General features: G+C 68.7%; 22 protein-coding genes. 17 read left to right on the forward strand and 5 right to left on the reverse strand.

The features are described 5' to 3' along the window. The first annotated feature begins 611 nt into the window (after positions 1 to 611). Genes ACZ6YV_RS23200 through ACZ6YV_RS23245 form a run of 10 tightly spaced genes read left to right on the forward strand, consistent with a single transcriptional unit; the run spans position 612 to position 9790 of the window. The gene (locus tag ACZ6YV_RS23200) at positions 612 to 1649 is read left to right on the forward strand and encodes a BMP family ABC transporter substrate-binding protein (protein WP_465511608.1); all 1038 of its coding nucleotides are present in this window, start codon (positions 612 to 614) and stop codon (positions 1647 to 1649) included. After that, a complete protein-coding gene (locus ACZ6YV_RS23205) occupies positions 1630 to 3147 on the forward strand; it encodes an ABC transporter ATP-binding protein (RefSeq protein ID WP_465511609.1) in 1518 nt (505 codons plus the stop codon). The genes ACZ6YV_RS23200 and ACZ6YV_RS23205 overlap by 20 nt, the downstream gene beginning before the upstream one ends. After that, positions 3144 to 4148: an ABC transporter permease gene (locus ACZ6YV_RS23210; protein WP_465511610.1), complete on the forward strand. Its 1005-nt coding sequence runs from the start codon at positions 3144 to 3146 to the stop codon at positions 4146 to 4148. Before ACZ6YV_RS23205 ends, ACZ6YV_RS23210 begins: the two co-directional genes overlap by 4 nt. Beyond that, positions 4145 to 5002: an ABC transporter permease gene (locus ACZ6YV_RS23215; protein WP_465511611.1), complete on the forward strand. Its 858-nt coding sequence runs from the start codon at positions 4145 to 4147 to the stop codon at positions 5000 to 5002. The genes ACZ6YV_RS23210 and ACZ6YV_RS23215 overlap by 4 nt, the downstream gene beginning before the upstream one ends. Then, entirely contained in the window at positions 4999 to 5727 is a 729-nt protein-coding gene (locus ACZ6YV_RS23220) for a nucleoside phosphorylase (RefSeq protein WP_465511612.1), read from the forward strand. Before ACZ6YV_RS23215 ends, ACZ6YV_RS23220 begins: the two co-directional genes overlap by 4 nt. Next, positions 5724 to 6854 carry an acyl-CoA dehydrogenase family protein gene (locus ACZ6YV_RS23225; RefSeq protein ID WP_465511613.1) on the forward strand — a complete coding sequence of 377 codons (1131 nt, stop codon included), beginning with the start codon at positions 5724 to 5726 and terminating at the stop codon, positions 6852 to 6854. The genes ACZ6YV_RS23220 and ACZ6YV_RS23225 overlap by 4 nt, the downstream gene beginning before the upstream one ends. Further along, positions 6854 to 7864: a s-methyl-5-thioribose-1-phosphate isomerase gene (locus ACZ6YV_RS23230; protein ID WP_465511614.1), complete on the forward strand. Its 1011-nt coding sequence runs from the start codon at positions 6854 to 6856 to the stop codon at positions 7862 to 7864. The genes ACZ6YV_RS23225 and ACZ6YV_RS23230 overlap by 1 nt, the downstream gene beginning before the upstream one ends. Next, the gene (gene mtnC, locus ACZ6YV_RS23235; RefSeq protein WP_465511615.1) at positions 7861 to 8577 is read left to right on the forward strand and encodes an acireductone synthase; all 717 of its coding nucleotides are present in this window, start codon (positions 7861 to 7863) and stop codon (positions 8575 to 8577) included. The genes ACZ6YV_RS23230 and mtnC overlap by 4 nt, the downstream gene beginning before the upstream one ends. A gap of 5 nt (positions 8578 to 8582) precedes the next feature. After that, positions 8583 to 9215 carry a methylthioribulose 1-phosphate dehydratase gene (gene mtnB / locus ACZ6YV_RS23240; RefSeq protein ID WP_465511616.1) on the forward strand — a complete coding sequence of 211 codons (633 nt, stop codon included), beginning with the start codon at positions 8583 to 8585 and terminating at the stop codon, positions 9213 to 9215. Continuing rightward, positions 9212 to 9790, forward strand: coding sequence for a 1,2-dihydroxy-3-keto-5-methylthiopentene dioxygenase (locus ACZ6YV_RS23245; RefSeq protein WP_465511617.1), 579 nt, complete (start codon positions 9212 to 9214; stop codon positions 9788 to 9790). Before mtnB ends, ACZ6YV_RS23245 begins: the two co-directional genes overlap by 4 nt. A gap of 88 nt (positions 9791 to 9878) precedes the next feature. Here the strand turns inward: ACZ6YV_RS23245 and ACZ6YV_RS23250 are convergent, their stop codons facing one another. The 4 genes from ACZ6YV_RS23250 to ACZ6YV_RS23265 form a co-directional block, all read right to left on the reverse strand. After that, positions 9879 to 12272 carry a chitinase C-terminal domain-containing protein gene (locus ACZ6YV_RS23250; RefSeq protein ID WP_465511618.1) on the reverse strand — a complete coding sequence of 798 codons (2394 nt, stop codon included), beginning with the start codon at positions 12270 to 12272 and terminating at the stop codon, positions 9879 to 9881. Between the two features lie 125 nt (positions 12273 to 12397). Continuing rightward, positions 12398 to 13477 carry a hypothetical protein gene (locus tag ACZ6YV_RS23255; protein ID WP_465511619.1) on the reverse strand — a complete coding sequence of 360 codons (1080 nt, stop codon included), beginning with the start codon at positions 13475 to 13477 and terminating at the stop codon, positions 12398 to 12400. Between the two features lie 10 nt (positions 13478 to 13487). Next, positions 13488 to 14150: a VOC family protein gene (locus ACZ6YV_RS23260; RefSeq protein WP_465511620.1), complete on the reverse strand. Its 663-nt coding sequence runs from the start codon at positions 14148 to 14150 to the stop codon at positions 13488 to 13490. Between the two features lie 99 nt (positions 14151 to 14249). Continuing rightward, on the reverse strand, positions 14250 to 16325 hold the full coding sequence (locus ACZ6YV_RS23265; protein WP_465511621.1) for a phosphocholine-specific phospholipase C: 2076 nt from the start codon (positions 16323 to 16325) through the stop codon (positions 14250 to 14252). Positions 16326 to 16518: 193 nt separating this feature from the next. Here ACZ6YV_RS23265 and ACZ6YV_RS23270 point away from each other — a divergent pair, with 193 nt between their 5' ends. The 7 genes from ACZ6YV_RS23270 (at position 16519) to ACZ6YV_RS23300 (ending at position 24482) form a co-directional block, all read left to right on the forward strand. Further along, a complete protein-coding gene (locus ACZ6YV_RS23270; RefSeq protein ID WP_465511622.1) occupies positions 16519 to 16914 on the forward strand; it encodes a DUF948 domain-containing protein in 396 nt (131 codons plus the stop codon). Next, a complete protein-coding gene (locus ACZ6YV_RS23275) occupies positions 16911 to 17222 on the forward strand; it encodes a hypothetical protein (RefSeq protein ID WP_378237757.1) in 312 nt (103 codons plus the stop codon). Before ACZ6YV_RS23270 ends, ACZ6YV_RS23275 begins: the two co-directional genes overlap by 4 nt. Positions 17223 to 17324: 102 nt before the next feature. Then, positions 17325 to 19988 (forward strand): alanine--tRNA ligase, encoded by a 2664-nt coding sequence (alaS, locus tag ACZ6YV_RS23280; RefSeq protein ID WP_465511623.1) that lies wholly within the window; start codon positions 17325 to 17327, stop codon positions 19986 to 19988. Further along, the gene (ruvX, locus tag ACZ6YV_RS23285; protein ID WP_465511624.1) at positions 19981 to 20484 is read left to right on the forward strand and encodes a Holliday junction resolvase RuvX; all 504 of its coding nucleotides are present in this window, start codon (positions 19981 to 19983) and stop codon (positions 20482 to 20484) included. Before alaS ends, ruvX begins: the two co-directional genes overlap by 8 nt. Positions 20485 to 20861: 377 nt before the next feature. Continuing rightward, positions 20862 to 22316, forward strand: a complete 1455-nt coding sequence (mltG, locus tag ACZ6YV_RS23290) for an endolytic transglycosylase MltG (RefSeq protein ID WP_465511625.1) — start codon at positions 20862 to 20864, stop codon at positions 22314 to 22316. Between the two features lie 13 nt (positions 22317 to 22329). After that, on the forward strand, positions 22330 to 23160 hold the full coding sequence (locus ACZ6YV_RS23295; RefSeq protein WP_465511849.1) for a shikimate dehydrogenase: 831 nt from the start codon (positions 22330 to 22332) through the stop codon (positions 23158 to 23160). Between the two features lie 59 nt (positions 23161 to 23219). Next, positions 23220 to 24482, forward strand: a complete 1263-nt coding sequence (locus ACZ6YV_RS23300) for a GrpB family protein (RefSeq protein WP_465511626.1) — start codon at positions 23220 to 23222, stop codon at positions 24480 to 24482. A gap of 362 nt (positions 24483 to 24844) precedes the next feature. Here the strand turns inward: ACZ6YV_RS23300 and ACZ6YV_RS23305 are convergent, their stop codons facing one another. Beyond that, positions 24845 to 25513 carry a TetR/AcrR family transcriptional regulator gene (locus ACZ6YV_RS23305; RefSeq protein ID WP_465511627.1) on the reverse strand — a complete coding sequence of 223 codons (669 nt, stop codon included), beginning with the start codon at positions 25511 to 25513 and terminating at the stop codon, positions 24845 to 24847. Positions 25514 to 25522 lie beyond the last annotated feature (9 nt).

The following is a 25522-nucleotide window of genomic DNA, read 5'->3' on the forward strand; positions in this document are numbered from 1 at the left end:
CCTGCAGGAACTGCTGCACGCCATGCGCAAGCTCCAGCTTGCCGGCGCGCCACAGCTCCTGCGGCAACTCGGGAAGAACAGTCTCGGACACCCCTTCATGATACGCCACTTCAGTCGAACATGTGTTCGTAATTTTAAGTGACAAGAGAGCTGAGTTAATTCCACCTATTGAGGGGTAAGGCGGGCGTGTCGGGCGGGTGAAGGGGAATTTCGTCGCATTGTATGCGGGGAAAGTTCCTTTCATGTCACCCCACTGGGTTCCCGGTGTCCCAGGCCCGCGCTATGTCACTGTCCTAAAGGGGGCCTACATGACGCCGAGCCTACGACTCTGGAAAGCCTCCAATGTGGCATTGGGGACACGCCTCAATGGCATGACACTTTTGCCTTATCCGCCAATAAGTGTAATGAGTCCGCCAGAATCACCTTTACCACTCACGAGACGGTAAAGGTGACTTGAGTGCTCTTCGCTCCCTGGACGCGCAGACCCCGGTCAAGATGTGCGCTTCCACCTGCTGGCGGTACGCCGACCCGGGCGCCGTATAACGACCTACACACTCCCGCATGGTGGGACTTGGTGCCATATCGTGGACCGGAGACATACAGTCCGGGACATGTCGCCGAGAACCCTCCTGCGGGCCGTCATGGCCGTTTCCGCCGTCACGCTCCTCGCCGCGTGCAACGCCTCGGCCAAGGATCCGGCCGCGCGGAACGCCGCCGGGCCCGCGCTCGTCCTGATCACGCCGAGCCCGGTCGGAGTCAACGACTTCCTCAAGCTCGCCGTCCAGGGCATCGAGGACTCGGCCAAGAAGCACGGCGGGACGCAGAAGGTGTTCCAGAGCACCGATCCGGCGTCGATCCAGCAGAACCTCTCGGCCGCGGTGCGGGAGAAGCCTGCCGTGATCGTCGCCGTCGGCTTCAACTTCGCCGACGCGATCGCGGCCGAGGCCGAGCGCACTCCGGAGCAGAAGTTCCTGTTCGTGGACTCCTGCACCACCAAGCCGTTCCCGAACGTCACCTGCGCGGTGTTCCGCGAGCACGAAGGCAGCTACCTCGCCGGCGCCGAAGCCGGGCTGCTGAGCAAGACCGGCAAGGTCGGCGCTGTGGTCGTCCTCGACGCGCCGCAGTTCCACCGGTACTCGATCCCGTTCGGGCAGGGCGCGGAGAAGGCCAAGCCCGGCACCACGCTGGCCCCGCTGTTCATCGGCGGCGCGAACCCGTTCAACGACCCGGCTCGCGCGAAGGCGCTGGCCACCACGCTCGCCGGTCAGGGCGTCGACCACGTCATGGGCGCGGCCTCCGCGGCGGGCAACCTCGGTGTGTTCGAGGCAGCCAAACAGGGCGGGTTCTTCGCGTTCGGTGTCGACGCCAACCAGTGCCCGGCCAGCCCGGGGCAGGTCGTGGACAACGTCATCAAGCGCACGAACGTCGTCATCGGCGACGGGGTCGACGCGATCCTCGGCGGCAAGACCGGCGAGACGAAGTCCTACGGCGTCAAGGAGAAGGGCATCTCCCTGACCGGGCTTGAGCCGGACGCTTCGACGTCGCAGTGCGTCGTCGCGAGCCACCCCGACGTGCTGGCCAAGGTCGGCGAACTGCGGGACCAGATCATCTCGGGCGCGATCGTCGTCGATGACCCCGCCAAATCCTGAGGCCGTCTCACTCCGGGGGATCGTCAAGCGGTTCCCCGGAGTGCTCGCGAACGACCACGTGGACCTCGACGTCGGCAGGGGCGAGATCCACGCCCTGATGGGCGAGAACGGCGCGGGCAAGTCGACGCTCATGTCCGTGCTCTACGGTCTGCACCGCCCCGACGAGGGCACGATCTCCCTGCACGGCAAGGAAGTCTCCTTCGCCTCGCCCGCGCGGGCCATCGACGCCGGTGTCGGCATGGTGCAGCAGGGGTTCGCGCTCTTCGGCGAACTCACCGTCACCGAGAATGTCGTGTTCGGCAGCGAACCGACCCGCCGCGGCCTGCTCGACCGCAAGGCGGCGACGGCCCGCGTCACCGAACTGATCGAGCGGCACGAACTGCGGCTGCGGCCCGGCGACCGGGTCCGCGACCTGCCTGTCGGGCTCCGGCAGCGGGTCGAGATCCTCAAACTCCTGTACCGCGAGGCCGGGGTCCTGATCCTCGACGAACCCACCGCCGTGCTGACCCCGCCCGAAACCGAGCGGCTGTTCGGCATGCTGCGCGCGCTCGCCGCCGAAGACCGCACGATCCTGGTGGTGTCGCACAAACTCCAGGAGGTCCTCGCGGTCAGTGACCATGTCACGGTGCTGCGCGACGGCCGTGTCAGCGCCCGCGGCCGCACAGCGGACCAGACGGCCGCCGGGCTCGCCGCCGCGATGACCGGACGCGAAGTCGACCTCGACCGCGTCCACCCGACAGGGACGCCCGGTGACATCATCCTCGAAGCCCGTTCCCTGACCGTTCCCGGTGTGGAAGGAAAGCCGTTGCTGGACAACGTGTCCATCGCCGTGCGCGCAGGCGAGATCGTCGGCGTCGCCGGGGTCGCGGGCAACGGTCAGGCCGAACTCTCGGGCGCGCTCACCGGCCTCCTGAAGACCGGCGGCACCATCGTCCTCAAAGGACAGAACCTCGAAGGACTGTCGGTTCGGGCCAGAAGGGACGCCGGACTCGCGCACGTTCCGGAAGACCGCGCCGAGGTCGGCTCGGCGCCCACGGCGAGCCTCCGGGAGAACCTCGCCGTCGGCTTCCATCGCAAGCGGCCCTTGGCGCGCAAGGGATTCCTGCGCCGCAAGGCGATCGACGACCACGCGTCGGCGATCATCGAGGCCTACGACGTCCGCGCGTCCGGCCCCGCCGCCGCGATGGGCACGCTGTCCGGCGGCAACCAGCAGAAGGCGATCTTCGGCCGCGAACTCACCCACGACGCCCCGTTCCTGCTGGTCGAGCAGCCCACCCGCGGGGTCGACGTCGGCGCGATCGAGAACATCCACGCCCGGCTCGTCGCACATCGCGACGCCGGGCACGCCGTCCTGCTGATCTCCGCCGAGCTCAGCGAAGTCCTCGCGTTGTCGGACCGCGTTCTGGTGCTGTTCGAAGGCCGGATCGTCGCGGAGTTCACCAAGGACGAAGCCGATCAGCACACGGTCGGCCTGGCGATGGCCGGAGGTGCCGGATGACCCGCGTGCGTATCGTCGCCGTCCCGGTCGCCGCGGCGCTCGTACTCGGCGCGATCCTGTTGCTGGCCACCGGAACCGACCCGCTGGCCGCTTACGGCGCGATCGTCTCCGGCGCGTTCGGCCCCGACGGCATCGGCGACACCCTCGCCTACGCCGTCCCTGTCGCGGGGATGGCCACCGCGCTCGCGATCCCGCTCCGCGCGGGCATGGTCAACCTCGGTGGTGAGGGGCAACTGGTGCTCGGCGCGATCAGCGCGCTCGCCGTCGGGCTGTACGTCCCCGGTCCTGGGCCGGTCAAGGTGGTCCTCGCGTTGCTCGCGGGCACTCTCGCCGGAGCCGCGTACGCCGCGCTGGCCGCTGTCTGCGAGAACCGTTTCGGCGTCCCGCTGCTGATCAGCACGTTGCTGCTGAGCTATCCGGCGATGTCGCTCGCCGGATACCTGGTGCGGTTCCCGCTGAAAGACGCCGGTTCCAGCCTGCCGCAGAGCCCGCAGCTGCCCGAAGGCGCACGACTGCCCGAAATCGACGGCGTGACGACCGGGATCTTCCTGGTGGTGGCGGTGATCGCGGTCTACGCGGTGCTCGACGCCCGCACGCCCGCCGGGTTCGAGACCAAGGTGACCGGCTGGGCACCCCGGTTCGCCGCCTACGCCGGGATCGACCGGCCGAAACTCACGGTCCGGCTGCTGGCCGCGTCGGGCGGGACGGCCGGGCTGGTCGGCGCGATCGCCGTCCTCGGCTTCCCGTACCGGTTCATCGACGGCGCGCTGATCACGCCGCAGTACACCTGGATCGGCCTGCTCGCGGCGCTGCTCGCCGGGGCCAGCCCGCTCGGGACACTGCTCGCGGCGGTCTTCTTCGCGGCGCTGACCAGCGGCGGGTTCGCCATGGAACGCGCCACCCAGGTCCCGCGCGAGCTGACCGCGGTCCTGCAGGCGGTGCTGATCATCTTCCTCGCGGCCACTTCGGGGGTCTTCAAACGGAAGGCGACGCGAGCATGATCGACGCGAGCCTGTTCTCCTCGGCACTCACCGCGTTGACGCCGATCCTGTTCGCCGCGCTCGCGGGAGCGCTGTGCCAGCGGGCCGGGGTCTTCAACGTCTCCCTCGAAGGCTCGCTCCTGGTCGGCTGCTTCGGCGCCGTCGCCGGGAGCTGGTACACCGGCAGCGCCTGGATCGGCGTCGTCGTGGCGGTCATCGCGGCGACGGCGTACTCGCTGATCCTCGCGATCGGATCGATCACCTTCGACGGCGACCCGATCGTTCTCGGCGTCGCGAGCAACCTGCTCGCGGTCGGCCTGACGAGCTTCCTCATCCGCACGGTCTTCGGCACCGAAGGCTCGTTCAGCGACCCCACGCTCCAGGGCCTCGGCCAGTTCGGCCCGATCCCGGGGCAATCGCTGCTGGTCTACCTGTCCTGGCTGGCCGTGCCCGCGCTCGCCGTGCTGCTGTACCGGCATCCGTGGGGCCTGCGGCTGCGCGGCGTCGGCGAACGCCCGGAGGCCGCGTCCAGCCTCGGCGTCAACGTGACCAAGTACCGCTACGGGGTCATCCTCGCCGGGGGAGCGCTGTGCGGTCTCGGCGGCGCGCAACTGGCGCTGGGCTCGGTAACGCTGTTCGCCGAGAACATGACCGCCGGCCGTGGCTGGATCGCCGTCGTGGCGGTCATGCTGGGCCGCGCGCATCCGCTCGGCGTGCTCCTTGCGGCGCTGCTGTTCGGCCTCGCCGAGGCGTTCGGCTTCCGGCTCCAGGGCATCGGGCTGCCGCAGCAGGCCACCGACGCCGCTCCGTACGTCGTCACGCTCGTGGCGCTGTTCCTGTCCAACATCAAGCGCAAGAAGGGACAGCCCGCGTGAGCGACGTCCTCCCCATCACCAAGATCCCCTGGCACGGACTGCCGCCCCGCGCCGTCGTCGTGGGCGACCCGGACCGCGCCACCGCGGTGGCCGAGTCGCTGGAGAACGCCGTCCTCGTCGGGCAGAACCGCGAATATCGCAGCTACACAGGCACCTGGAAGGGCGTCCCGGTCGTCGTGTCCTCGCACGGCGTCGGCGGCCCGGGCGCGCTGTGCCAGTTCGGCGAGCTGGCCGAGGCCGGCGTCCGCACGTTCCTCCGGCTCGGCACGGCCGGCTCGCTGGCCGACGGGATCACCGACGGCGACCTCGTCATCGCCGAAGCGGCGGTCCGGGACGACGGCGTCACCCAGCAGCTGATCCACCCCGAGTACCCGGCGTTCGCCACCCCGGAGGCCGTCGTCGCGCTGAGCCGCGCGGCCCCGGAAGCGCATCGCGGCGTGGTGTGGACGCGGGCCGCGTTCAGCCCGCTCGTGCTCACCCTCCCGATGGCCGACTACCTGGCCGCGCGGGTGATCGCCCTTGAGATGGAACTCTCCACCCTGCTGGTGTTCGCGGCATTGCGCGGCCTGCGGGCCGGTGGTGTGCTCGTGATCGACGGCGACGCGCGGCCCGAGCACCCCGACCCGTCGGCCTACGACCCGCACCGCGACGTCGTGGCCGAGGGGGTGGCGAGGGCGACTCGCGTGGCGCTCGACGCCGTGGTCGAGTTGGAAGGGGCGGAATGATCGACGTGTGGCGCGAAGCGGCACTCAAGCTGGCGAGCACCCTGGCAGCGGACGCGGCCGAGCGCGACCTCGCCGGAGGTCTCCCGGTCCAGGAGGTCAGCTTGCTGCGCGAGTCCGGGCTCCTGCCCCTGCTCGACACCGCCGGCTGGGCGGCCGCGAACCAGGCCACCCGGATCGTCTCCGCCGTGGACGCGTCGGTCGGACATCTGCTCGGCTACCACTACCTGCAGCTCTGGCGCACCGGCCTGTTCGGGCCGCGCGCGGCGAGCGAACCGGGCTGGTTCTGGGCTGGCGTCAGCAATCCGCTCGACGCCGCCCTGCTCCTGACCCCGGACGGCAGCGGATTCACCGTCGAAGGCACCAAGACTTTCGCCACCGGCGCGGCCGTCGCCGATCGCCTGGTGGTCAGCGCGACGAGGACCGACAACGGCGAGAAGCTGACCTTCGTCATCGACGCGCGCGCCGACGGGATCACTTTCCCTGGTGAGTGGGACAACATCGGCCAGCGGCTCACCGCGAGCGGCGCGGTGCGGTTCGAGGCCGTCCGGGTCGCTCACGACGACGTCCTCGGTGCCCAGCCGGAGGACCAGTCGGATCCGAAGGTGCCCCGTGTCTCCCTGGCGGCGATCGGGTTCCAGCTCATGCTCGCGCAGGTATACGTCGGCCTCGCGTTCGGCGCGCTCGATGCCGCGGCGGCCTACACACGGGAGACCGCGCGGGCCTGGACACTGTCCGATGTGGACAAAGCGACACAGGATCCGTATACCCTGGCCGGATACGGCGAGCTGGTCGCGACGGCGCGGGCGGCCGGTTTCGCCGTCGACGCGGCGGTCTCCGCGCTGGGCGACGCCGACGAGCGTGGGTTCGACCTGACACCGGCCGAGCGTGCCGAAGCCGCGATCGCCATCTCGTCGGCGAAGATCGTCGCGAGCCGGGCCGCCGTCGAGACCACGAGCAAGGTCTTCGAGTTCACCGGCGCGCGGGCGACGGCGACCAAGTACGGCTTCGACCGCTTCTGGCGCAACGCCCGCACGCTGACCCTGCACGACCCCGTGACCTACAAGGCGCGAGAGGTCGGCGACCACTTCCTCAACGGCATCCCGCCGTGTCTTTCGGGGTACAGCTGATGACGTTGCCGATCCTCGCCGAAAGCGTCCGCCTCGACGACGAAGGTGTGCACATCCTCGACCGCCGGGTCTTCCCGTTCAAACGGGAATGGGTGCTGTGCCGGACTTCGGAAGAGGTCGCGGTGGCCATCGAGGACATGGTCACCCAGTCGTCCGGGCCGTACTTCGCCGCGCTGGGCGCGATGGTGCTCGCCGCCCGTGAGGCCTCCCGTCTCACCGACCCTCGCGCGTACTTGCGGCGGGCGGGGGAACGGATCGTCGCGACCCGCGAGACGAACAACCATCTGCGCAAGGCCGTCGCCGCCGTACTGTCCGAAGTAGACAAATCGGCAGGCGACCTCGTCGAGGCCGCGACGGCCGGGGCGCGCGCGGGTGACGAGTTGTACCGGTCCCGCAGCCGTGCGCTGGGGGCGCACACGGCGGAGCTGGTACCGGACAAGGCGACCGTGCTGACGCATTGCTGGGCGGACCTGTACCTGGTCGACCTGGTGCTGGCCGCGCGGCGCCAGGGCAAGGAGCTCTCCTTCCTCTGCACGGAAACCCGGCCGTACCTGCAGGGCGCGCGGCTGACCGCCGAGACCCTCGCCGAGATGGGCGCGGACACCCGGCTGATCACCGACGGGATGGGCGCCGCGGTCCTTTCGTCGGGCGAGGTCGGCGCGCTGGTGACCGCGGCCGACCGGGTCGCCATGGACGGCCACGTCGTCAACAAGATCGGCACCCTGGGGCTCGCGGTCGCGGCGGAAGCGTTCGGCGTGCCGTTCTACGCGATGGTCCAGGCACCCGACCAGGCCACCCCGACCGGCGCCGACGTGCCGATCGAATATCGAGACGGCGACGAGGTGCTGAGCGCGCTCGGCCACCGCGTCGCCAGCGAACGCGTCCGTGGCCACTATCCGGCCTTCGACGTGACACCACCGCGGTTCGTGACCGCCGTGGTGACCGACCGCGGGGCCTTCGAACCCCGGCGGCTCCACGAGTACTACGCAGAAGGGGAAGCGAACCAGTGACCGCAACGCTGACCGCCCGATGGGTGGTCCTCGACATCGAGGGCACGCTGACCGCCACCAGCTACGTGCACGTGACCCTCTACGACTACGCGCGCCCGCGGCTGGGTCCGTTGATCGACGGGCACCCGGACGACCCGGAGGTCGTCGACGCCGTCGTGCGGATCAAGGAACTCGGCGGGCTCCCGGCGGACGCGTCCACAGTGGACGTCGTGGCGGTGCTGCACGGCTGGATGGACGCCGACCAGAAGATCGCGCCGCTGAAGACGTTGCAGGGCCTCATCTGGCAGCGCGGGTACGCCGACGGCGACCTCACGACGGAGTTCTTCGATGACGTCGCCCCGGCACTGCGCTCGTGGCACGAGTCCGGTCTGCGGCTCGCGGTGTTCTCCTCCGGCTCGGTCGCCGGGCAGATCGCGTCGTTCTCTCGGACCACCGACGGCGACGTCACCGGCCTGTTCGAGAAGCATTTCGACACCGTCAACGCCGGGCCGAAGCGGGAGGCGCCGTCGTATCGGGCGATCGCCTCCGCGCTGGAGGCCGAGCCGGGCGATGTCGTGTTCTTCTCCGACGTCCCGGCCGAACTCGACGGGGCCGCCGCCGACGGCTGGCAGACCGTCGGCCTCGCGCGCGACGGCGAGCCGTTCGGTGACGCGGATTTCGGGACGCACCGGACTATTCGGACGTTCGACGAGATCAAGGTCGCCCCACAGTGACCACAGTGACCACGTTGGAGCTCGCCGGACGCGCGCTGGCCGAGGAATCCGCCCGGTTCGCCGGGCTTGGTTGGATGCGGGGCACTTCGGGCAACCTGTCGGTGGTGCTCGGCCGCGATCCGCTGCGGGTCGCCGTCACCGTCAGCGGCCGGGACAAAGGCGAGCTGACCAGCGATGACGTCGTGGTGGTGGGGGAGGACGGGCTGGCCGTCGCCGACCAGCCGCATCCGGACAAGGTGCCCTCGGCGGAGGCCGGGCTGCACGCCCGGATCGCGGCGGTGTCGGGCGCGGGCGCGGTGATCCACGTGCACGCGCTCGCGCCGGTGGTGGCCGCCGAGCACTGGCCGGACGGCGTCGAACTGCGGGACCTGGAGATGCTCAAGGGCTTCGGCCGCTCCGCGCACGACGACGTGGTGACGATCCCGGTGATCGCCAACGGGCAGGACATGCTCGTCCTCGGCGACGCGTTCGAGGCGGGGTTCCGGGCGGACACGCCGGCGGTGATCGTCGCGCGGCACGGGATCTACGTCTGGGGAGATGACCTGCGCCACGCGCGTCATCGCCTGGAATGTTTGGAGTGGTTGCTCCGGTTCCGGGTAGAGACAAGACTCGTCAGTGGAGAAAGGGGAGTGCGATGACCCTGCTGACCGTGTGGCCGGACGACCGGCCCGACGAGATCGCGCTCAGGACCGAGGACCCGGCCGTGATCACCGGGGAACTCGGGCGGCTCGGTGTCCGGTTCGAACGGTGGGAACTCGTCGAGGACCTGCCACGCGAAGCGACGCCGGAGCAGGTGCTGGCCGCCTACGAGGAGCCGATCGGCAAGGTCTCGGCCGCCGAGGGCTACACGTTCGTGGACGCCGTCCGCATGACGCCGTCCGACGAGCCCGGCTGGGCGGCCAAGGCCGCCGAAGCCCGGCAGAAGTTCCTCGCCGAGCACACCCACGACGATGACGAAGACCGCTTCTTCGCCCGTGGGTCCGGGGTGTTCTATCTGCACGTCGGAGGCAAGGTGCACGCGGTGCTGTGCGAGGCGGGGGACCTGCTGAGCGTGCCCGCCAACACCACGCACTGGTTCGACATGGGGACGCGGCCGGACTACGTGTCCGTCCGGTTCTTCCACGACGACGGCGGGTGGGTCGGCAACTTCACCGGCGCGACACCGGCGGGGGACTTCCCGGATTTCGACACTTTGACCGCTGGGCGCTACTGAGGCTTCGCTTCCCGGAGTGTCATGAAAGGGTCGTTCAGGACATTTTTCGTCCTGAACGACCCTTTCATGTCACGCGCGCTGCCGGGGTCTAGGCGGGGGTCCAGAGGGCAGGCACGTTCGGCGGCTCCCAGCCGGGCAGGGACCGGTGGCCCTGCCGGCACACGTAGGCCGAGCCGTTGTAGGTCACCCGAGCACCGGTGGCGTAGTCGGTGTTCGGCTTCCAGGCGTCCGACGGCGCCGTGGTGGTCGTCGTCGGCGTGGTGGTGGTCGGCCGGGTCGTCGTCGGACTGGTCGTGGTGGTGGGTGTCGTGGTCGTCGTACCCGTCGTCGTGGTGGGTGTGGTGGTCGTCGTCGGCGGAGCGCCGCCGCCGCGCGGGTTGTCCGACGCGATCGCGTAGGTCGTCCCGCCGAAGGTGAACGTGAAGTTCGACGGGGACGCGATCGGCATGTAGTAGTTCAGCCGGACCTCGACCGTGGCACCCGGGGCGATGTTCTGCCAGGACGGTACGGTCACCGCGACATGCTGGAAGTCTCCCTTCATACCACCGGAGTTGGGCCCGCTGTGCCCCTTGCTCGTGACGGCCAGGCCGAAGCCGGACTGGTCGGACATGCTGCCGGGTGCGCTCGTGCCGTAGTCGAACTCGATTTTCGTACCGCCGGGGATGGTGGTGGTCGAATTGTTGGTGATGCGCATCTGCGGGGTGATCGGGTAGTTCGCGTCGCCCAGCGCGAATCCGCTCAGTTTGACGTTCGCGTTCAGCACCGAAGACGGCGCCGGACGCCCCGACTTCGAGTTGCCGTACGGGGCGGCGCCGCGAAGGCCGTCGTTGATCTTCGTGATCAGCGTGTCGCCCATGAAGTACTGGCCCTTGGCGTTGTCGAAGGCGTAGTCGCCCGCCAGCTCCCAGATCATGACGCCGCCGATGCCCTTGTCGGCCACGTACTTGGCCTTCGTGGCGAGAGACTCTTCGTCCTCAGTGGACAGGAACACCTTCTTGTCGTTGTTCCACAGCCACGGCGTCACCATCGAGTTGTCGTAGTACCGGTCGTAGGTGCCGGAGAGCCGGTCCTTCGGGTTCTTCTTCGGGTCCAGCCCGTACTTCTCCAGGTAGTCCGGGATGATCTCGTTTTCGAGGTTCTTCGCGTGCCACATGGGGTTCGCGCCCGCCGGTACCTCGGCGCCCGTCATGCTCATGTCGTGCCAGAGGTTGTCGATGCCGACCGCGCCGTTACCGCACGGCACTGTCGAACCGACCTGGGATCCGGTACCAGGTGGACATTGTTTCTGGTCCGGCAGTGGAGCGGTGCCCCACAGTCCGTTCGTCCCGCCGGACACCCCTTGCCAGCCCCGGGTGTAGAACCCGACGCCGATGTTGATCCGGCCGGCTTGCATGGCACCGCGGAAGTAGTGGTACGCCCAGTCTGTGTTGAGATAGCCCTGACCGTCGTACTGCGGTGTCGTGTACACCTGCCAGTGCGCGAGTTCCGCGTCCTTGCCGTTGTCGTAGAGCGCCGCGTTCGGCCCGGCGAACTGGTTCCACGCGCCGTGAAGGTCGTAGCTCATCATGTTGGCGTAGTCGAGGTACTGCGTGACGCCGTAGACCTCCTGGCCGCGCAGCAGCCAGCCGGACGCGGGGACGGCCGCGGTCAGCAGGTAGTGCTTGCCGTCAGCGGCGCCGGCCTGGTCGATCTTCTGGCGCAGCGTGCGCATCAGGTTTTCGTAGCCCGCCCAAAGCGTGCCGCGGTTGCTCTGCGCGATCCAGTAGTCGTCCGGGTTTCCGGCGTAGTTCGCCGACGTCGCGTACTCGTAGTCGATGTCCGCGCCGTTGAATCCGTAGTCGCGCAGGAACTTCACGACAGAATCCGCGAAGACGTCGATGCTCGCCTGGTTTTGCGTCATCTTGTAGAACCCGCCCGACGCGTTGCGCGTGCCGTCCGGGTTCAGGAAGCCGCCCGTCTCCGCCCAGCCGCCGATCGAGACCAGCGTCTTCACGTTCGGGTACTGCTTCTTGTACTTGTTGAGCAGATTGAAATGTCCCTTGTAGGGGAACGCCGGATCCATCTCCGCGCCGGGCACGCCCGGCCATTCCATGCCGATGGACTCGTTGTTCGGGCCCGGGTCGCCGACAGACACCTTGTTCTGCGCGTCGACATGCGCGAACGCGTAGTTGAGGTGGGTGACCTTGGTCCACGGGATGTTGCTCGCGAGGTACGCCGGTGCACCGTTCTTCCCGGTGCGCCAGCTGGTGAAGTAGCCGATCACACGGCGGGAATGCCCTTCTCCCAGGGATTCCCTTCCGTTGGTGTCATAGACGGTGCAGTAGGGGGTGTCGACGCCGGGTGTCCGGTACAGCCCGTCGGGACGGCAGTCCTCGTGGCCTGCCGCACTCGACGTGGTCGGGCTGATGACGACGATCATGAGTCCCGCCAGCGCGATGAGCGACGCCAGCAGGGGGAGTAGTTTCCTGGTTCTCCTTGGCACGCCGAACCTCCGACAGTGGAAGATGGCCCTCGGTCAAAGCAGCTTGAGCCGCTGACCTGACGCGCGTCAATAGGTGTAGACCAATTTCCATCCTGTGCCGTACGGCGGAGCGTACCTGTGGTCCGTCAGGTCTGGTCTTCGTCGAGGAGTGAGGGCTGTTCCGGCGCGGGCGTGTAAGTCAGGCCCCGCAACAGGGTTCGCGGGTGGCCATATTGTCGACCACATCTGGTGAGTGCTATGACCCCGTGTCCTTCGACGCGGGTGTGCGGGCCGATCTTGCCGGGATGCAGCGAAATCGCTTCGGCGATCGTGTCGGCGTCGCAGTGGTCCGGGATCCCGAGTTCCGCCTTCAATCGGCGGTAGCGCCGGACCCATTCCCGTTGCCAGTCCAGGGGGTTATCGGTGTGCTGGATGTCGTCGGCCCAGCCCTCGGGCAACGGGGTGTCCTCGTGGGGGAGCAGGTAGCCGTTTTCGGCCGCCAATTCGCCGACTGATTCTTCGGGAGAGGAGACGTCGTAGAACCGGACCAGTCCGCCTTTTTCGGCGATGCACCACGACGTCGTGGAGTCGCCGTGACTGCGCCAGTACAAATGCGCCACGCCGAACCGGCGGCTCAGCGCGACGCAGCTGTCACGATCCACCCCGCGCCGGACCTTCTCGTTCGCGAGCATGGCTTGATATTGCTCGCGCGGCTCGATGCTCCAGGAGCTTTCTTCGGTGACGTCCGCGGGGTGCCGGTCGTCCGACGGGCGGCCGAAGACGAGCGTCCATCCGTCGAGCACCGGGCTGACGTAGACCCGGGCGCACCGTTGATGTCCGGAGCCGAAGTCGTACTGGTTCCAGATCGCGGTGCCCAGCGACATCGTCACCGGCTCCGGATCGGACAGGCCGAACGCGTCGAGCACCGCCGCCTGGTCCGTGGTCGGGATGGCGTACCAGAACTCGCAACTCCGCATCGCGACCGGGACCTCGTCCGCGATCTTGCTCCGGATCAGGCGGCGGACGAGTCCGAGGTCGTACTCGCCGAGTGCTTCCGGGCCGCCCAAAGCGAACAGCAAGGCGCGTGCCGCGTTGCGCAGCGCCTGATTCCCGGTTCGCCGGATTTCGCGCAGTTCGGGAAGATCGTCCTGCCCGGCGTCCCGCAGATCCCAGACGCTGAAGCGTTCTCCGGCGACCAGGCCCTCGGCCAGGGCTCTCATGTCCATACGGCGGAGGCTAGCCAAGCACTACGACAGAAAACTCGTTGCCGTCGGGATCCGCCATTTCCACCCGGCCGTTTTCCTCGGCGCCGAGGCGGGTCGCGCCGAGCGAAACAAGCCGCTCGACTTCCGTGAGGGAACCGTTCAGGACGAAACGGAGCCGGTTCGGGCCGGCCTTCGGAGTGAACGGCGGGCCGCCCCAGGTGATCTTCGGGCCACCGTGCGGCGATCGGATCGCGGTCTCCTGGTCCTCGTCCCAGACCAGCGGCCAGTCCAGCGCCTTGCTCCAGAAATAGCCGACCTCCTGCGAACCGTCACTCGCGACCGCGCCGACGAAACCGCATTCGGCGAGGAAGCCGTTGCCCGGCTCGATGACGCAGAACTCGTTGCCCTCGGGGTCGGCGAGCACCACGTGCTCCTCTTCCGGAAGCTGGCCGATGTCGATATGACGGCCGCCGAGTTCGAGCGCCTTCGCGACCGTCCGCCGCTGGTCCTCCAGGGACTCGCTCGTCAGGTCGAAATGCATCTGGTTCTGGCGGGTCTTCGGTTCTTCCGTCGGCACGAAACACAGCCGGAAACCGGTGTCGTCGATTTCCCGGCCGAGAAGTCCGTCCCAGAACCGCGCGAGCGCGTCTGGGTCGTACGCGGCGAAACGAAGCTCCTGCAAAGTAGCGGCCATAAGCGACGCTAAGAACAACGGCGCCCCATCCGCAACCGATTAAGGCCGTGAAGGCCTCCTTTCCTACCCTGAAAGTAGGGAAGGAGGCCTTCGCGGAATTCAGCAGGAGACGCCGGACCGCCCGTTTTCGACCCGTGCCGTCAGCGTCCGCAGGAACGACGGATCCCCGTCCGCGGTCACCTTCACGTCGTACCAGCCGCCCGAAACCGGCCAGTCCACCGTGACCGAACGCCCGGCCCCGACCCGCACGACCCGCGTGAGCCGCGAAGACGACAGCCGCAGCGTCAGCGCCGAAGTGCCCGAGTTGGACAGCTTGAACTCGACACCCGAACGCCACGTCAGGAACCGCGTCCGGACGTCGACGCCCGCGGCGGCACCGGACCGGGTCCCGCGCAGTTCCCACCACGACCGGTTCGGCCCCTGGACGACGACGCGGTACTCGTCACCCGCCAGCGGCACGTTTTCACCGGCCTCGCCACGGACGTCGCGGTGCGCGGGCTCGGCGAATTCGCCCTTGTACGGGTACAGCGCGAAATGCGCCGAAGACGAGCCGCTGTTCGCCAGCGACAGCGCGAGGGAACCGGACCTCACGACGCCGGACACCGAGACCTGGTACGGCAGCGGACGCGCCGGGCGATTGCCGGGCTCGGCCACGGGCAGGCTCTGCTCCGCCGGGGCGGACGGCCGCCAGCGGCTGATCGGCGCGGGCACCGGACCCGGCCGGGTCACGCGCGGCTGGCGTCCGCCGCGCGAGAAGTCGAAGGCGCCCGTGAGGTCGCCCGCGACGGTCCGCCGCCACTTGCTGATGTTCGGCTCGCCGACGCCGGTCCAGCGCTCCAGGAACCGCAGCACCGAGGTGTGGTCGTACACGGTGGAATCGACGTTGCCGCCGATCGACCACGGCGAGACGACCGTCATCGGCACGCGCGGGCCGAAACCGAGCGGCTGGCCGTTGAAGTGGTCCGCGTCGTTCGCCGCGTTGCCGGGCGGCATCGGCGGCGGGACGTGGTCGAAGTAGCCGTCGTTCTCGTCGAAGTTGATCAGCAGCACCGTCTTGGACCACGTTTCGCGATCGGACGCGAGGGCGTCGAGCACACGGTAGATCAGGTTCGCGCTGCCGACCGGGGTGGACGCGCCGGGGTGCTCGGAGTCCTTCGCGGACGGCACCAGCCAGCTCACCGCGGGCAGCCGCCGCGCCTGGATGTCCGCCTTCAGCCGGGTCACCAGCGTCTCCGGCTCGCCGCGGTACATGGCCTTCTTGAACAGGTTCCGCTCGGCGGGCGTCAGCTTCGCGACCCCGGCGTCGAACTGCGCCAGCAGCTTCGTGCGCTCTTCCGGGGTCTTCTTGAGCAGCTCGTCGTAGAACTCCTCGGTGGTGCGGAACTTCCCCTCGACCGAAGCGAGGATCTTCGTGCCGACCTTCTTGAACGGCTTGAAGTACTCGACGGCGTTGTCGGTGAAGTTGTCCCACTCCTGGTAGATCTGCCACGGCACCCCGGCGGCTTCGAGCCGCTCCGGGTAGGTCGTCCAGTCGTAGCCCTGGTGGTCGTAGGAGTACGCCGCGTTCGAGACCGCGCGGTTCGTCGTGCTGCCCGGTTCGAAGCCGGTGGTCCCGGTCCAGAGGAAGTTCCGGTTCGGGTTGGTCGAGCCGAAGATCGAGCAGTGGTAGGCGTCGCAGATGGTGAAGGTGTCCGCGAGTTCGTACTGCAGCGCGATGTCGCGGCGCTCGTAGTACGTCATGGTGGCGGGGGTCTTCGCCGCGATCCAGCCGTTGTTCCAGCCGCGCGCCCACGCCTTGCCGCTGCCGTTCCAGCTGTGGTCGAGGTCGCCGAGGTACTGGATGTCGTCGGCGTTCCGGCCCGCCAGTTCGGCCGCCTTGCGCACCGAGAACGGCAGCACCGTGCCGCCCGCCGGGTTCGGCTGCTCGAACACCGATCTCCCCGACGGCAGTTCGAGCGGATGGGTGTCGGAGAAGCCCCGGACGCCGCGCAGGCTGCCGTAGTAGTGGTCGAACGACCGGTTCTCCTGCATCAGCACGATCACGTGCTCGATGGCGTCGAGTCCGCCGCGGCGCATGGGCTCGGCCATGGCGGCGTGCACGGACGGCGGGAGGAGAGTGGTGGCGGCCGCGGCGCCGGTGGCGCCCAGCAACGTACGGCGTGACAGTTCAGGCATGCGCGCGACCTTTGCCGAGCAATGTGAACGGCACAAGAACCGAACAGGTCGTCTGTGCGGCGAACAGCGTTCGCCACGCTCTCCGGCCCACTTCACTGCGCTGAGTGACCGTCCGGCGGGGTGACACCGCTGAACGGCTGGAGGGGCGGTAACCTCACGGGCACCAAAGACCGCAGACCCTTGAGGAGGGCCCGTGTCGGCAGGGCAGATCGCCGCGCTGATCGCCGCAGGAGCATTCGTCGTACTCGTCGTGCTGCTGGCGATCGTGCTGTTCAAGCTCGGCCGGACCCTGGACGAGGCCACGATCGCCATCCGCAAGGCGCATGAGAACACCGACCCGTTGCTGATCGGCGCGAACGAGACGATCACGCACGTCAACACGCAGCTGGAGCGGGTCGACGGGATCACGGCCAACGCCCAGGCCATGTCCGGCAACGTGTCCGCGCTGACGTCGGTGTTCACCGCGACCCTCGGCGGTCCGCTCGTGAAGACGGCCGCGCTGTCTTACGGCCTCAGCAAGGCCATCAAGGCCCGCCGCAAGAAGGCGGAAGCGAAGGCCGCGCGCCCGGCGAAGCGAGGCCGCAAGTGAAGCGCCTGTTCTGGCTCGGCGTCGGTGTCGTCGCCGGGGTCGCCCTGTCACGCAAAGCGACGGAAACCGCTCGCCAGGCCACGCCCGCGGGGATAGCCTCGAACCTGGGCGACGCCGTGCGGGAACTCGCGGGCGCCGTCGGTTCGTTCGGCGCGGAGGTCCGCGCCGGGATGAGCGAACGGGAACAGGAGTTGCACGACATGGTGTCCGAACGCACCGGTTTGAGCACGGCCTCCGAAGGCCCTGCGGGCAGGCACGCGGCCTCGTCGCGGCGCCCGGCCCGGCGAGCTCGCCGGGCGGAGGGCTGATCGGGTCGCGTCCGCGACTGTCGAAGCCCGAGCCCTCCGCCGTTCCAGCCTGTCCGCATTCCTCCAGCGCCTTCGCGCGAGCCCGTATACAAGGACGATCCCGTGGAAACACACGAAATCACCCAGCGCTTCCTGAGCCATTTCGAGAACAAGGGGCATACGCGCGTGCCGAGCGCGCCCCTGATCCTCGACGACCCGAACCTGCTGTTCGTCAACGCCGGCATGGTCCAGTTCAAGCCGTACTTCCTCGGTGAGGCCCCGCCGCCGTACCCCCGCGCGACCAGTGTCCAGAAATGCGTCCGCACGCCGGACATCGACGAGGTCGGCAAGACCACGCGGCACAACACGTTCTTCCAGATGGCCGGGAACTTCTCCTTCGGCGACTACTTCAAGGAAGGCGCCATCGAGGCGGCCTGGGAGCTGATCACCAAGCCCCAGAGCGAAGGCGGCTACGGCCTCGACCCGGCGCGTATCTGGGCGACCGTCTACGAGGACGACTCCGAGGCGGCGGGCCTGTGGAAGAAGCTCACGGGCCTGCCCGGCGAGCGCATCCAGGCCCGTGACGGCAAGGACAACTACTGGGACATGGGCGTGCCCGGCCCCGGCGGCCCGTGCTCGGAGATCTACTACGACCGCGGCCCGGAGTACGGCCGCGAGGGCGGCCCGGTCGTCGACGAGGACCGCTACATCGAGATCTGGAACCTCGTCTTCATGCAGGACGTGCGGGGCGACAAGAGCCCGAAGCACGGCCACAAGCCGATCGGCGAGCTGCCGAAGAAGAACATCGACACCGGCATGGGCGTCGAGCGCGTCGCGACGATCCTGCAGGGCGTCGAGAACGTCTACGAGACCGACCTCGTCCGCCCGGTGATCGGCCGCGCCGAGGAGTTCTCCGGCCGCCGCTACGGCTCCGACCACACCGACGACATCCGCTTCCGGGTCATCGCCGACCACGCCCGCACCGGCGTCCTGCTCATCGGCGACGGCGTCACCCCGGGCAACGACGGCCGCGGTTACGTGCTGCGCCGTCTGCTCCGCCGCATCGTCCGCTCCGCGCGGCTGCTCGGCGTGCACGAAGCGGTGCTGCCCGCCTTCGCCGCGGTCGTCCGCGACACGATGGGCCCGACGTACCCCGAGCTGGTCGCCGATTTCGACCGCATCGAGGACGTCGTGCGCGCCGAGGAAGAGGCCTTCCTCTCCACGCTGACCAGCGGTTCGCGCATCTTCGACATGGCAGCAGAGGAGACCAAGCGCGAAGGTGGCTCGCTGCTGGCCGGCGACAAGGCGTTCCAGCTGCACGACACCTACGGCTTCCCGATCGACCTGACCCTCGAGATGGCGTCCGAGCAGGGCCTGTCCGTCGACGAAGAGGGCTTCCGCACGCTCATGAACGAGCAGCGGCAGCGGGCGAAGGCCGACGCGGCGACGCGCAAGACCGGCCATGGTGACCTGTCCGAGTACCGCAAGGTGCTGGAGCAGCACGGCGAGACCGAGTTCCTCGGCTACCGCGACCTGCAGGCCGAGGCGAAGGTCGTCGCGCTGCTGGAAGACGGTGTCCCGGTCCGCAGCGTCGTCGCGGGCAAGAAGGCGGAGCTGGTCCTGGACCGCACGCCGTTCTACGCCGAGAGCGGTGGCCAGGTCGCCGACACCGGCGTGCTGCTCGGCGACGGCGTCGAGCTCAAGGTCCACGACGTGCAGAAGATCGTGCCGGGCCTGTTCGTGCACCGTGTCGAGGTCGTCGACGGCGAGGTCGGCCTCGGCAGCACGCTGACCGGTTCGGTCGACCAGCACCGCCGCCTCTCGATCGAGCGGTCCCACTCCGCGACGCACCTGGTCCACGCGGCCGTGCGCGGCGCGTATGGCAAGCGCGCGGCGCAGGCCGGTTCGCTGAACTCGCCGGGCCGGATGCGCTTCGACTTCACCACTTCCGGCGGCGTCTCGGCCGACGTGCTGACCGAGGTCGAGGAGGAGGTCAACGACTACCTCCAGACCAACGTCGAGGTGAACACCTTCGTCACCACGAAGGACAAGGCCCTCGAACTGGGCGCGGTCGCGCTGTTCGGCGAGAAGTACGGCAACGACGTCCGCGTCGTCGACATGGGCGAGTACTCCCGCGAACTCTGCGGTGGCACCCACGTCGACCGCATCGGCCAGCTCGGCCTGGTGAAGCTCGTGGGCGACTCGTCCATCGGCTCCGGCGTGCACCGCGTCGAGGCGCTGGTCGGCACGGACGCGCTCAAGTACGTCCGCAAGGAGCAGCTGCTCGTCTCGCAGCTCGCGAGCACCTTCAAGGTGCCGTCGGAGCAGCTGCCGTCGCGCATCGACGACGTGCTCACCCGGCTCAAGAACGCCGAGAAGGAGATCGAGCAGCTGCGCACGCAGCAGGTGCTCGGTTCGGCCGGTTCGCTCGCGGACAAGGCCGAGGACATCGGTGGGGTCGCGGTCGTCGCCCAGATGCTCGGCGAGGGCGTCGACTCGAACGGTCTGCGCGCGCTGGCTTCGGACATCCGCGGCAGGCTCGGCGCCCGTCCCGGCATCGTGGCGCTGTTCGCGCCTCAGGGCGAGAAGGTCGCTTTCGTCGTCGCCACCACGAAGGCGGCGCAGGAGAAGGGCATCGCGGCGGGCAAGCTCGTCCCGTCCTTCGCCGAGGCGATCGGCGGCCGTGGCGGCGGCAAGCCGGACATGGCTCAGGGCGGTGGCACCAACCCGGCCGGTGCCGAGCAGGCCATCGCCTCACTGCGCGCGGCGGTCGCCCAAGTTGGCTGACGACGCCGTTGGGCGGCGCCCGGATCGGCCTGGGGAGTCCGATCCGGGGCGCGGCAGGCGGCTTGGCGTGGATGTCGGATCCGTCCGGGTCGGGATCGCACTGAGCGATCCCGACCCCATCCTCGCCAGCCCGCTCGTTACCCTCACTCGCGACGCGGCAGGCGACAAGGACGTCGACCAGCTCGTCGAACTCGTCACAGAACACGACGTGGTCGAAGTCGTCGTCGGTCTGCCGAGGACGCTCAAGGACCGTCACGGCCCGGCGGCCGAAGCGGCGCTGGACTATGCCGACAAGGTCGCCGCCAGGGTCGCTCCGATACCGGTGCGGCTGGCCGACGAGCGGTTGACCACGGTGACGGCATCCAGGATGCTGTCGCAGCGTGGGGTGAAGGGACGCAAGCTTCGTGCCGTCGTCGATCAGGCGGCCGCGGTCGAGATCCTGCAGGCGTGGATCGACGCGGTAACGGCACATCGCGCACGGAAGGGCGACACATGACCGAGCCCCACGGCCGGCCCGAACGCCGTCAGGGCGGTAGACGACGGTTGCGGGAGCCTGAAGAGAGCACCCCGCCACCGGCTCCGTCCCGTCGCAGGCCCGAACCCCAGCCGACGGGCCGACGGCACATCCGGCAGGAACCCCCGGAGGCTCCGCCCGCGCCGCGTGTGCGGCGTGCGGCGGACGAACCGCCGCCCCGTGCGCGCCGGTCCCCGGAAGATCCGCCTCAGCGTGCCCGGCGGGCCGCCGAGGAGCCGCCGCCCAGGGCGCAGCGTCCGGCCCCGCACCGGCGGGCCACGGAACCCGCGGCCACACCGCCGCCCCCGCCTCCCGCACCGCAGCGGCGGTCCCCCCAGCCGGGTGACCGGAGTCTTGGCATGCCCGCCTACGACCGGGACGAGCCCCCTCGTCCCGGCCGCCGCAGGCGCCGTGAGGACGACGGCCCGCTCCCGGACGAGCGGCCGACCGACATCATCCCCGCGATCCAGGAAGCGCCGATCGCCCGGCGCCCGGGTGCCGCTCCTGCTTCGCCGCCTCAGGGCAGCGAAGAGGAATACGACGAGATCTTCGGCGAAGACGCGTACGACGACTATGACGAGTACGACGACTACGAGGAATACGAAGACGAGCAGGGCTTCGAGGACGACGACCGTGCCGAGCCCGAGCGCATCGAGGACGAGCGCCCGGAACGTCAGGGCCCGCCGCCCAAGAAGCGCAAGAAGAAGCGCGCGCTGGGCTGGATCGCGGCGCTGACCGTGCTCGTCCTGCTCGCCGGTGGCGCCTACTACGGCTTCACCGAGATCTTCGGCTACGAGGATTACGAAGGCGCCGGCGAGAGTGACGTTCTCGTCCAGGTGCAGAAGGGCGACTCGACGTCGGCGATCGGCAACCGGTTGCAGGCGGCCGGGGTGGTCGCCAGCGGCAAGGCGTTCGTGAAGGCGGGCGAGGACAACACCGCTGTCTCGCGGCTCCAGCAGGGCTACTACGTCATGAAGACGAAGATGTCCGGCGCCAGCGCGGTCGAGAAGATGACCGCCGCCGCGTCGAAGGTCGGCCAGGTCGAGATCCGGCCGTACACCCAGTTCCACGACATCACCCAGCCCGACGGCAAGGTGACGCCCGGGGTGTACACGTTGCTGTCCAAGGCTTCCTGCGCGGATCTGAACGGCACGAGCACCTGTATCCCGGTCGAGGAACTGCGGAAGACGATCGAGACCGCGGATCTGGCGAAGCTGGGCGTGCCGTCGTGGGCGGTCGAGTCCGCCACCAAGGCCGAGCACAAGGACCGGCGGCTCGAAGGTCTCATCGCGCCGGGCATCTTCAACGTCAAACCCGGTTGGACGGCCGAGGAACTGCTCACCGACGTCGTGAAGACCTCGGCGGAGCGCATCCTCAACGCCGGGCTGAGCGATCAGTCGAAGGGTGAGGGCAAGTCCACCTACGAGACGCTCGTCATCGCGTCGATCATCGAACGCGAGGCGGTGAAGGCCGACTTCGGGAAGATCTCGCGGGTCATCTACAACCGGCTCGACGAGAAGATGAAGCTCGAGATGGACTCGACGGTCAACTACGTCCTCGACCGGCCGACCCTGCTCACCAAGCCCGAAGAACGGGACAAGGCGGGCGCCTACAACACCTACAAGTCAGTCGGCCTGACCCCGACGCCGATCGCGGTCCCGAGCGCGGAGGCGATCCAGGCAGCGCTGAAGCCGCCCTCGGGGGAGTGGCTGTTCTTCGTCAAATGCGAGAAGAACGGGCTCTCCTGCTTCTCGGTGACGAACGCGGAGCACGACAAGGCCAAGCTGGACGCACAGAGGCGCGGTGTCTACTGAGCGCAAGGCCGCGATCCTCGGGAAACCGGTCGAACACTCACTCTCACCCGTGCTGCACGGCGCCGCCTTCCGCGCGCTGGGCCTGGACGGCTGGACCTACGAGCGGGTCGAGATGGACGGTCCCGGGCTGCCCGCGTTCGTCGACGGCCTCGGTCCGGAATGGACCGGGTTCTCGGTGACCATGCCCGGCAAACGGGCCGCGCTGGAGTACGCCGACGAGGTCACGCCGCGCGCGGCCGCCGTCGGCGCGGCGAATACGCTGGTGCGCCGGGAAACCGGCTGGCTGGCCGACTGCACCGACGTCGACGGCGTCACCGAGGCGTTGCGGATCGCGGGGGAGTACTCGCCCGGGGTGGACGACGCGGCGATCGTCCTCGGTGCGGGTGGGACGGCCGCGGCGGCCGTCGTCGGACTGGCCGCGCTCGGCGTGCGCACGGTCCGGCTCGTCGTGCGGGATCCCGCACGGGCGGGCGAAACGGTCGAGGCGGCTCAGCGGGCCGGGCTCGATGTTGAGGTCCTGCGCTGGGCAGAGGTCGATTTCGGGAAGCTCGCGGCGGATTCGGCGGTGCTGGTGAACACCGTGCCCCCGGACGCCGTCCGGCCGCATCTGAGCGAGCTGGCCGGGATCGGCTGTGTCCTCGACGTCATCTACCACCCCTGGCCGACCGCGCTCGCCGAAGCCGTCGCCGACCGTGGCGGAAAGCTCGCCACCGGACTGGACATGTTGCTGCACCAGGCTTTCGGGCAGTCCGAGTACTTCACCGGGCAGCCGGCGCCGCGAGCCGAAATGCGGGACGCGCTGCGCGAGGCGACCGGCGGGATCCTTTCTTTGCCGATCTCCTGACAAGATCCGCCGGGTTCGATAATCTGGTCGACTGCCTTGAAGCGAAACAAGGGGGTCAAATGCCTAAACCCGATCGAGACGACTACACCGAAGAAGACATCGACGCCGCGTGGGTCGGTCAGGCACCGGTCCTGAATTCCACCGTCACGCTGGCCGAATACGATCCGGAGTGGCCCGGGCTGTTCGACCGGGAAGCCAAGCGCATCAGGGGGATCCTGGGGGAGCGCGCGCTGGTCCTGGAGCACGTCGGCTCCACATCGGTGCCCGGGCTCTGCGCGAAACCGATCATCGACATCATGCTGATCGTCGCGGATTCGGACGACGAAGACACCTATGTGCCGCAGCTGGAGGCCGAGGGCTACAAACTCGTCATCCGTGAGCCGGAGTGGGAGAAGCACCGCAGTTTCAAAGGCCCGGACACCAACATCAACCTGCACGTCTACTCGCCGGACAATGGCCAGACCGAGCGTTATCGCCTCTTCCGCGAGCGCTTGATCGCGCACGAGGACGAGCTGAAGCTCTACGAGGCCAAGAAACGCGAACTGGCGTCGCGCACCTGGAAATACATTCAGCAGTACGCCGACGCCAAGACCGAGGTGATCGACGAGATCATCGAACGGGCGCGCGCCGCCCAGTACGACGGTTTCGCCCGGCTCTACGCGGCCCACGCCGAAACCAGCAGCACCAACGCCCACTACGACCGGCCCGCGATCGTCGAACTGGCCGGGGACGTGGCGGGCAAGCGGGTGCTGGACGTCGGCTGCGCCGCGGGACACCTGAGCGCGTTGCTCGCCGCGAGGGGCGCGGACGTCCTCGGCGTCGATGCCAGCGAAGGCATGGTCGCCGTCGCCAGGGACAAGTTCGGCGACGTCGCGAAGTTCGAGACGGCCGACGTCTCGCGACCGCTGACGTTCGTCGAGGACGCCTCGATCGACGTCATCACGGCTTCGCTGGTGCTGCACTACCTGAAGGAGTGGGCGCCGGCGCTGGCGGAGTTCCGGCGGGTGCTGAAACCGGGCGGGCTCCTGGTGTTCTCCGTGCACCACCCCGGCGAGGACTGGCACTGGTTCGAGAAGCGGAACTACTTCGAGCTCGAACTGCTCGACGACGAGTTCCCGTTGGGGGAGTACCGGCAGAAGGTCCAGTTCTACCGGCGGCCGCTGAGCTGGACGTTCGGCGCGGTGCGGGACGCCGGGTTCGCCGTGGACAGGCTGGTGGAGCCGATGCCGGAGGAGACGGTCGCCGACTCCGACCCGCACTGGTACGCGAAACTGCGGACGGAGCCGCGGTTCCTGTACTTCAAGACCGTCCGCGAGTCCTGACCTGTGGTCTTACGGGACTCACTCGTGAGTGGTAAGTGTCGTTCTAACGACACTTACCACTCACGACCCACCCGACCGAGGCCCTCTCCGCAGCCTCCTGCGGTGAAAGCCCCCCTTCGCGACCGGACCGGTCACGCGGGACTGTGTGGATTTCGGGTCATCCAACGCTCCAAAATCCACACAGTCGGCGCCGCGGGTCCGGCATCGCGCGGAGCCACTGACCCGCCCACTTTGCCGTTCGTCTCAATAGCCTTGCCGGCCACAGACGACGCACAAGTCCCATCGATCCGGGCGCTCGCCGAGATCGTCACCCTCGTGAGTGGTGCAGACGGTTAGAACCGTCCGTACCACTCACGAGGTGCTCAGGCGGCATCGTCCCGCTTCGAGAGGTCCCGGATCAGCGAGACGATCTCCCGGCTGACCGGCCGCAGCACCCGCAGCCGCGAAAGCCCCACCAGCCGCGCGATCAGCGGCACCGTCCGTTCCACCAGTACCCGGCTGCGCTTCTGGCTCGTGGACCGGTCGTGGACCCAGAACAGCACGACACCCATCTGGTACAGCCACAGCAGATCGGGCAGTTCGTCGCGCAGGTCCGGGTCGAGTTTGGCGTCGGAGCCGGAGATGACGTCGCGCATCAGGCCGACGGAGGACTCCCGCGCGGGCGCCGACTCCTCGCTGAACGGGCTCAGCGGCGATTCCGGGTCGGCGGCGTTGACGAAGAGCTGGGTACCGAAGCGGTGGTACGGCTCGGCGACGTCGAGCCAGGTGAGCAGGACCGTTTTGAGCCGCGCGCTGAAGTCCCGCTCGTCTTCGATCGCCTGTCGCGCCATGATCAGGTGGCCTTTGGCGATCTCGTCGTAGAAACCCTGGATCAGCTGGTCTTTCGAGGCGAAGTAGTAGTAGGCGTTGCCGACCGACACACCCGCTTCGCCCGCGATGGCCCGCATGGTCGTGCGGTCGTAGCCGTTCTCGGCGAACAGCCGCAACGCGGTCGCCACGATCAGCGACCTGGTTTCCTCACTCTTCGCCACCACTGCACG

Source organism: Amycolatopsis sp. NPDC102522, from assembly GCF_055584485.1.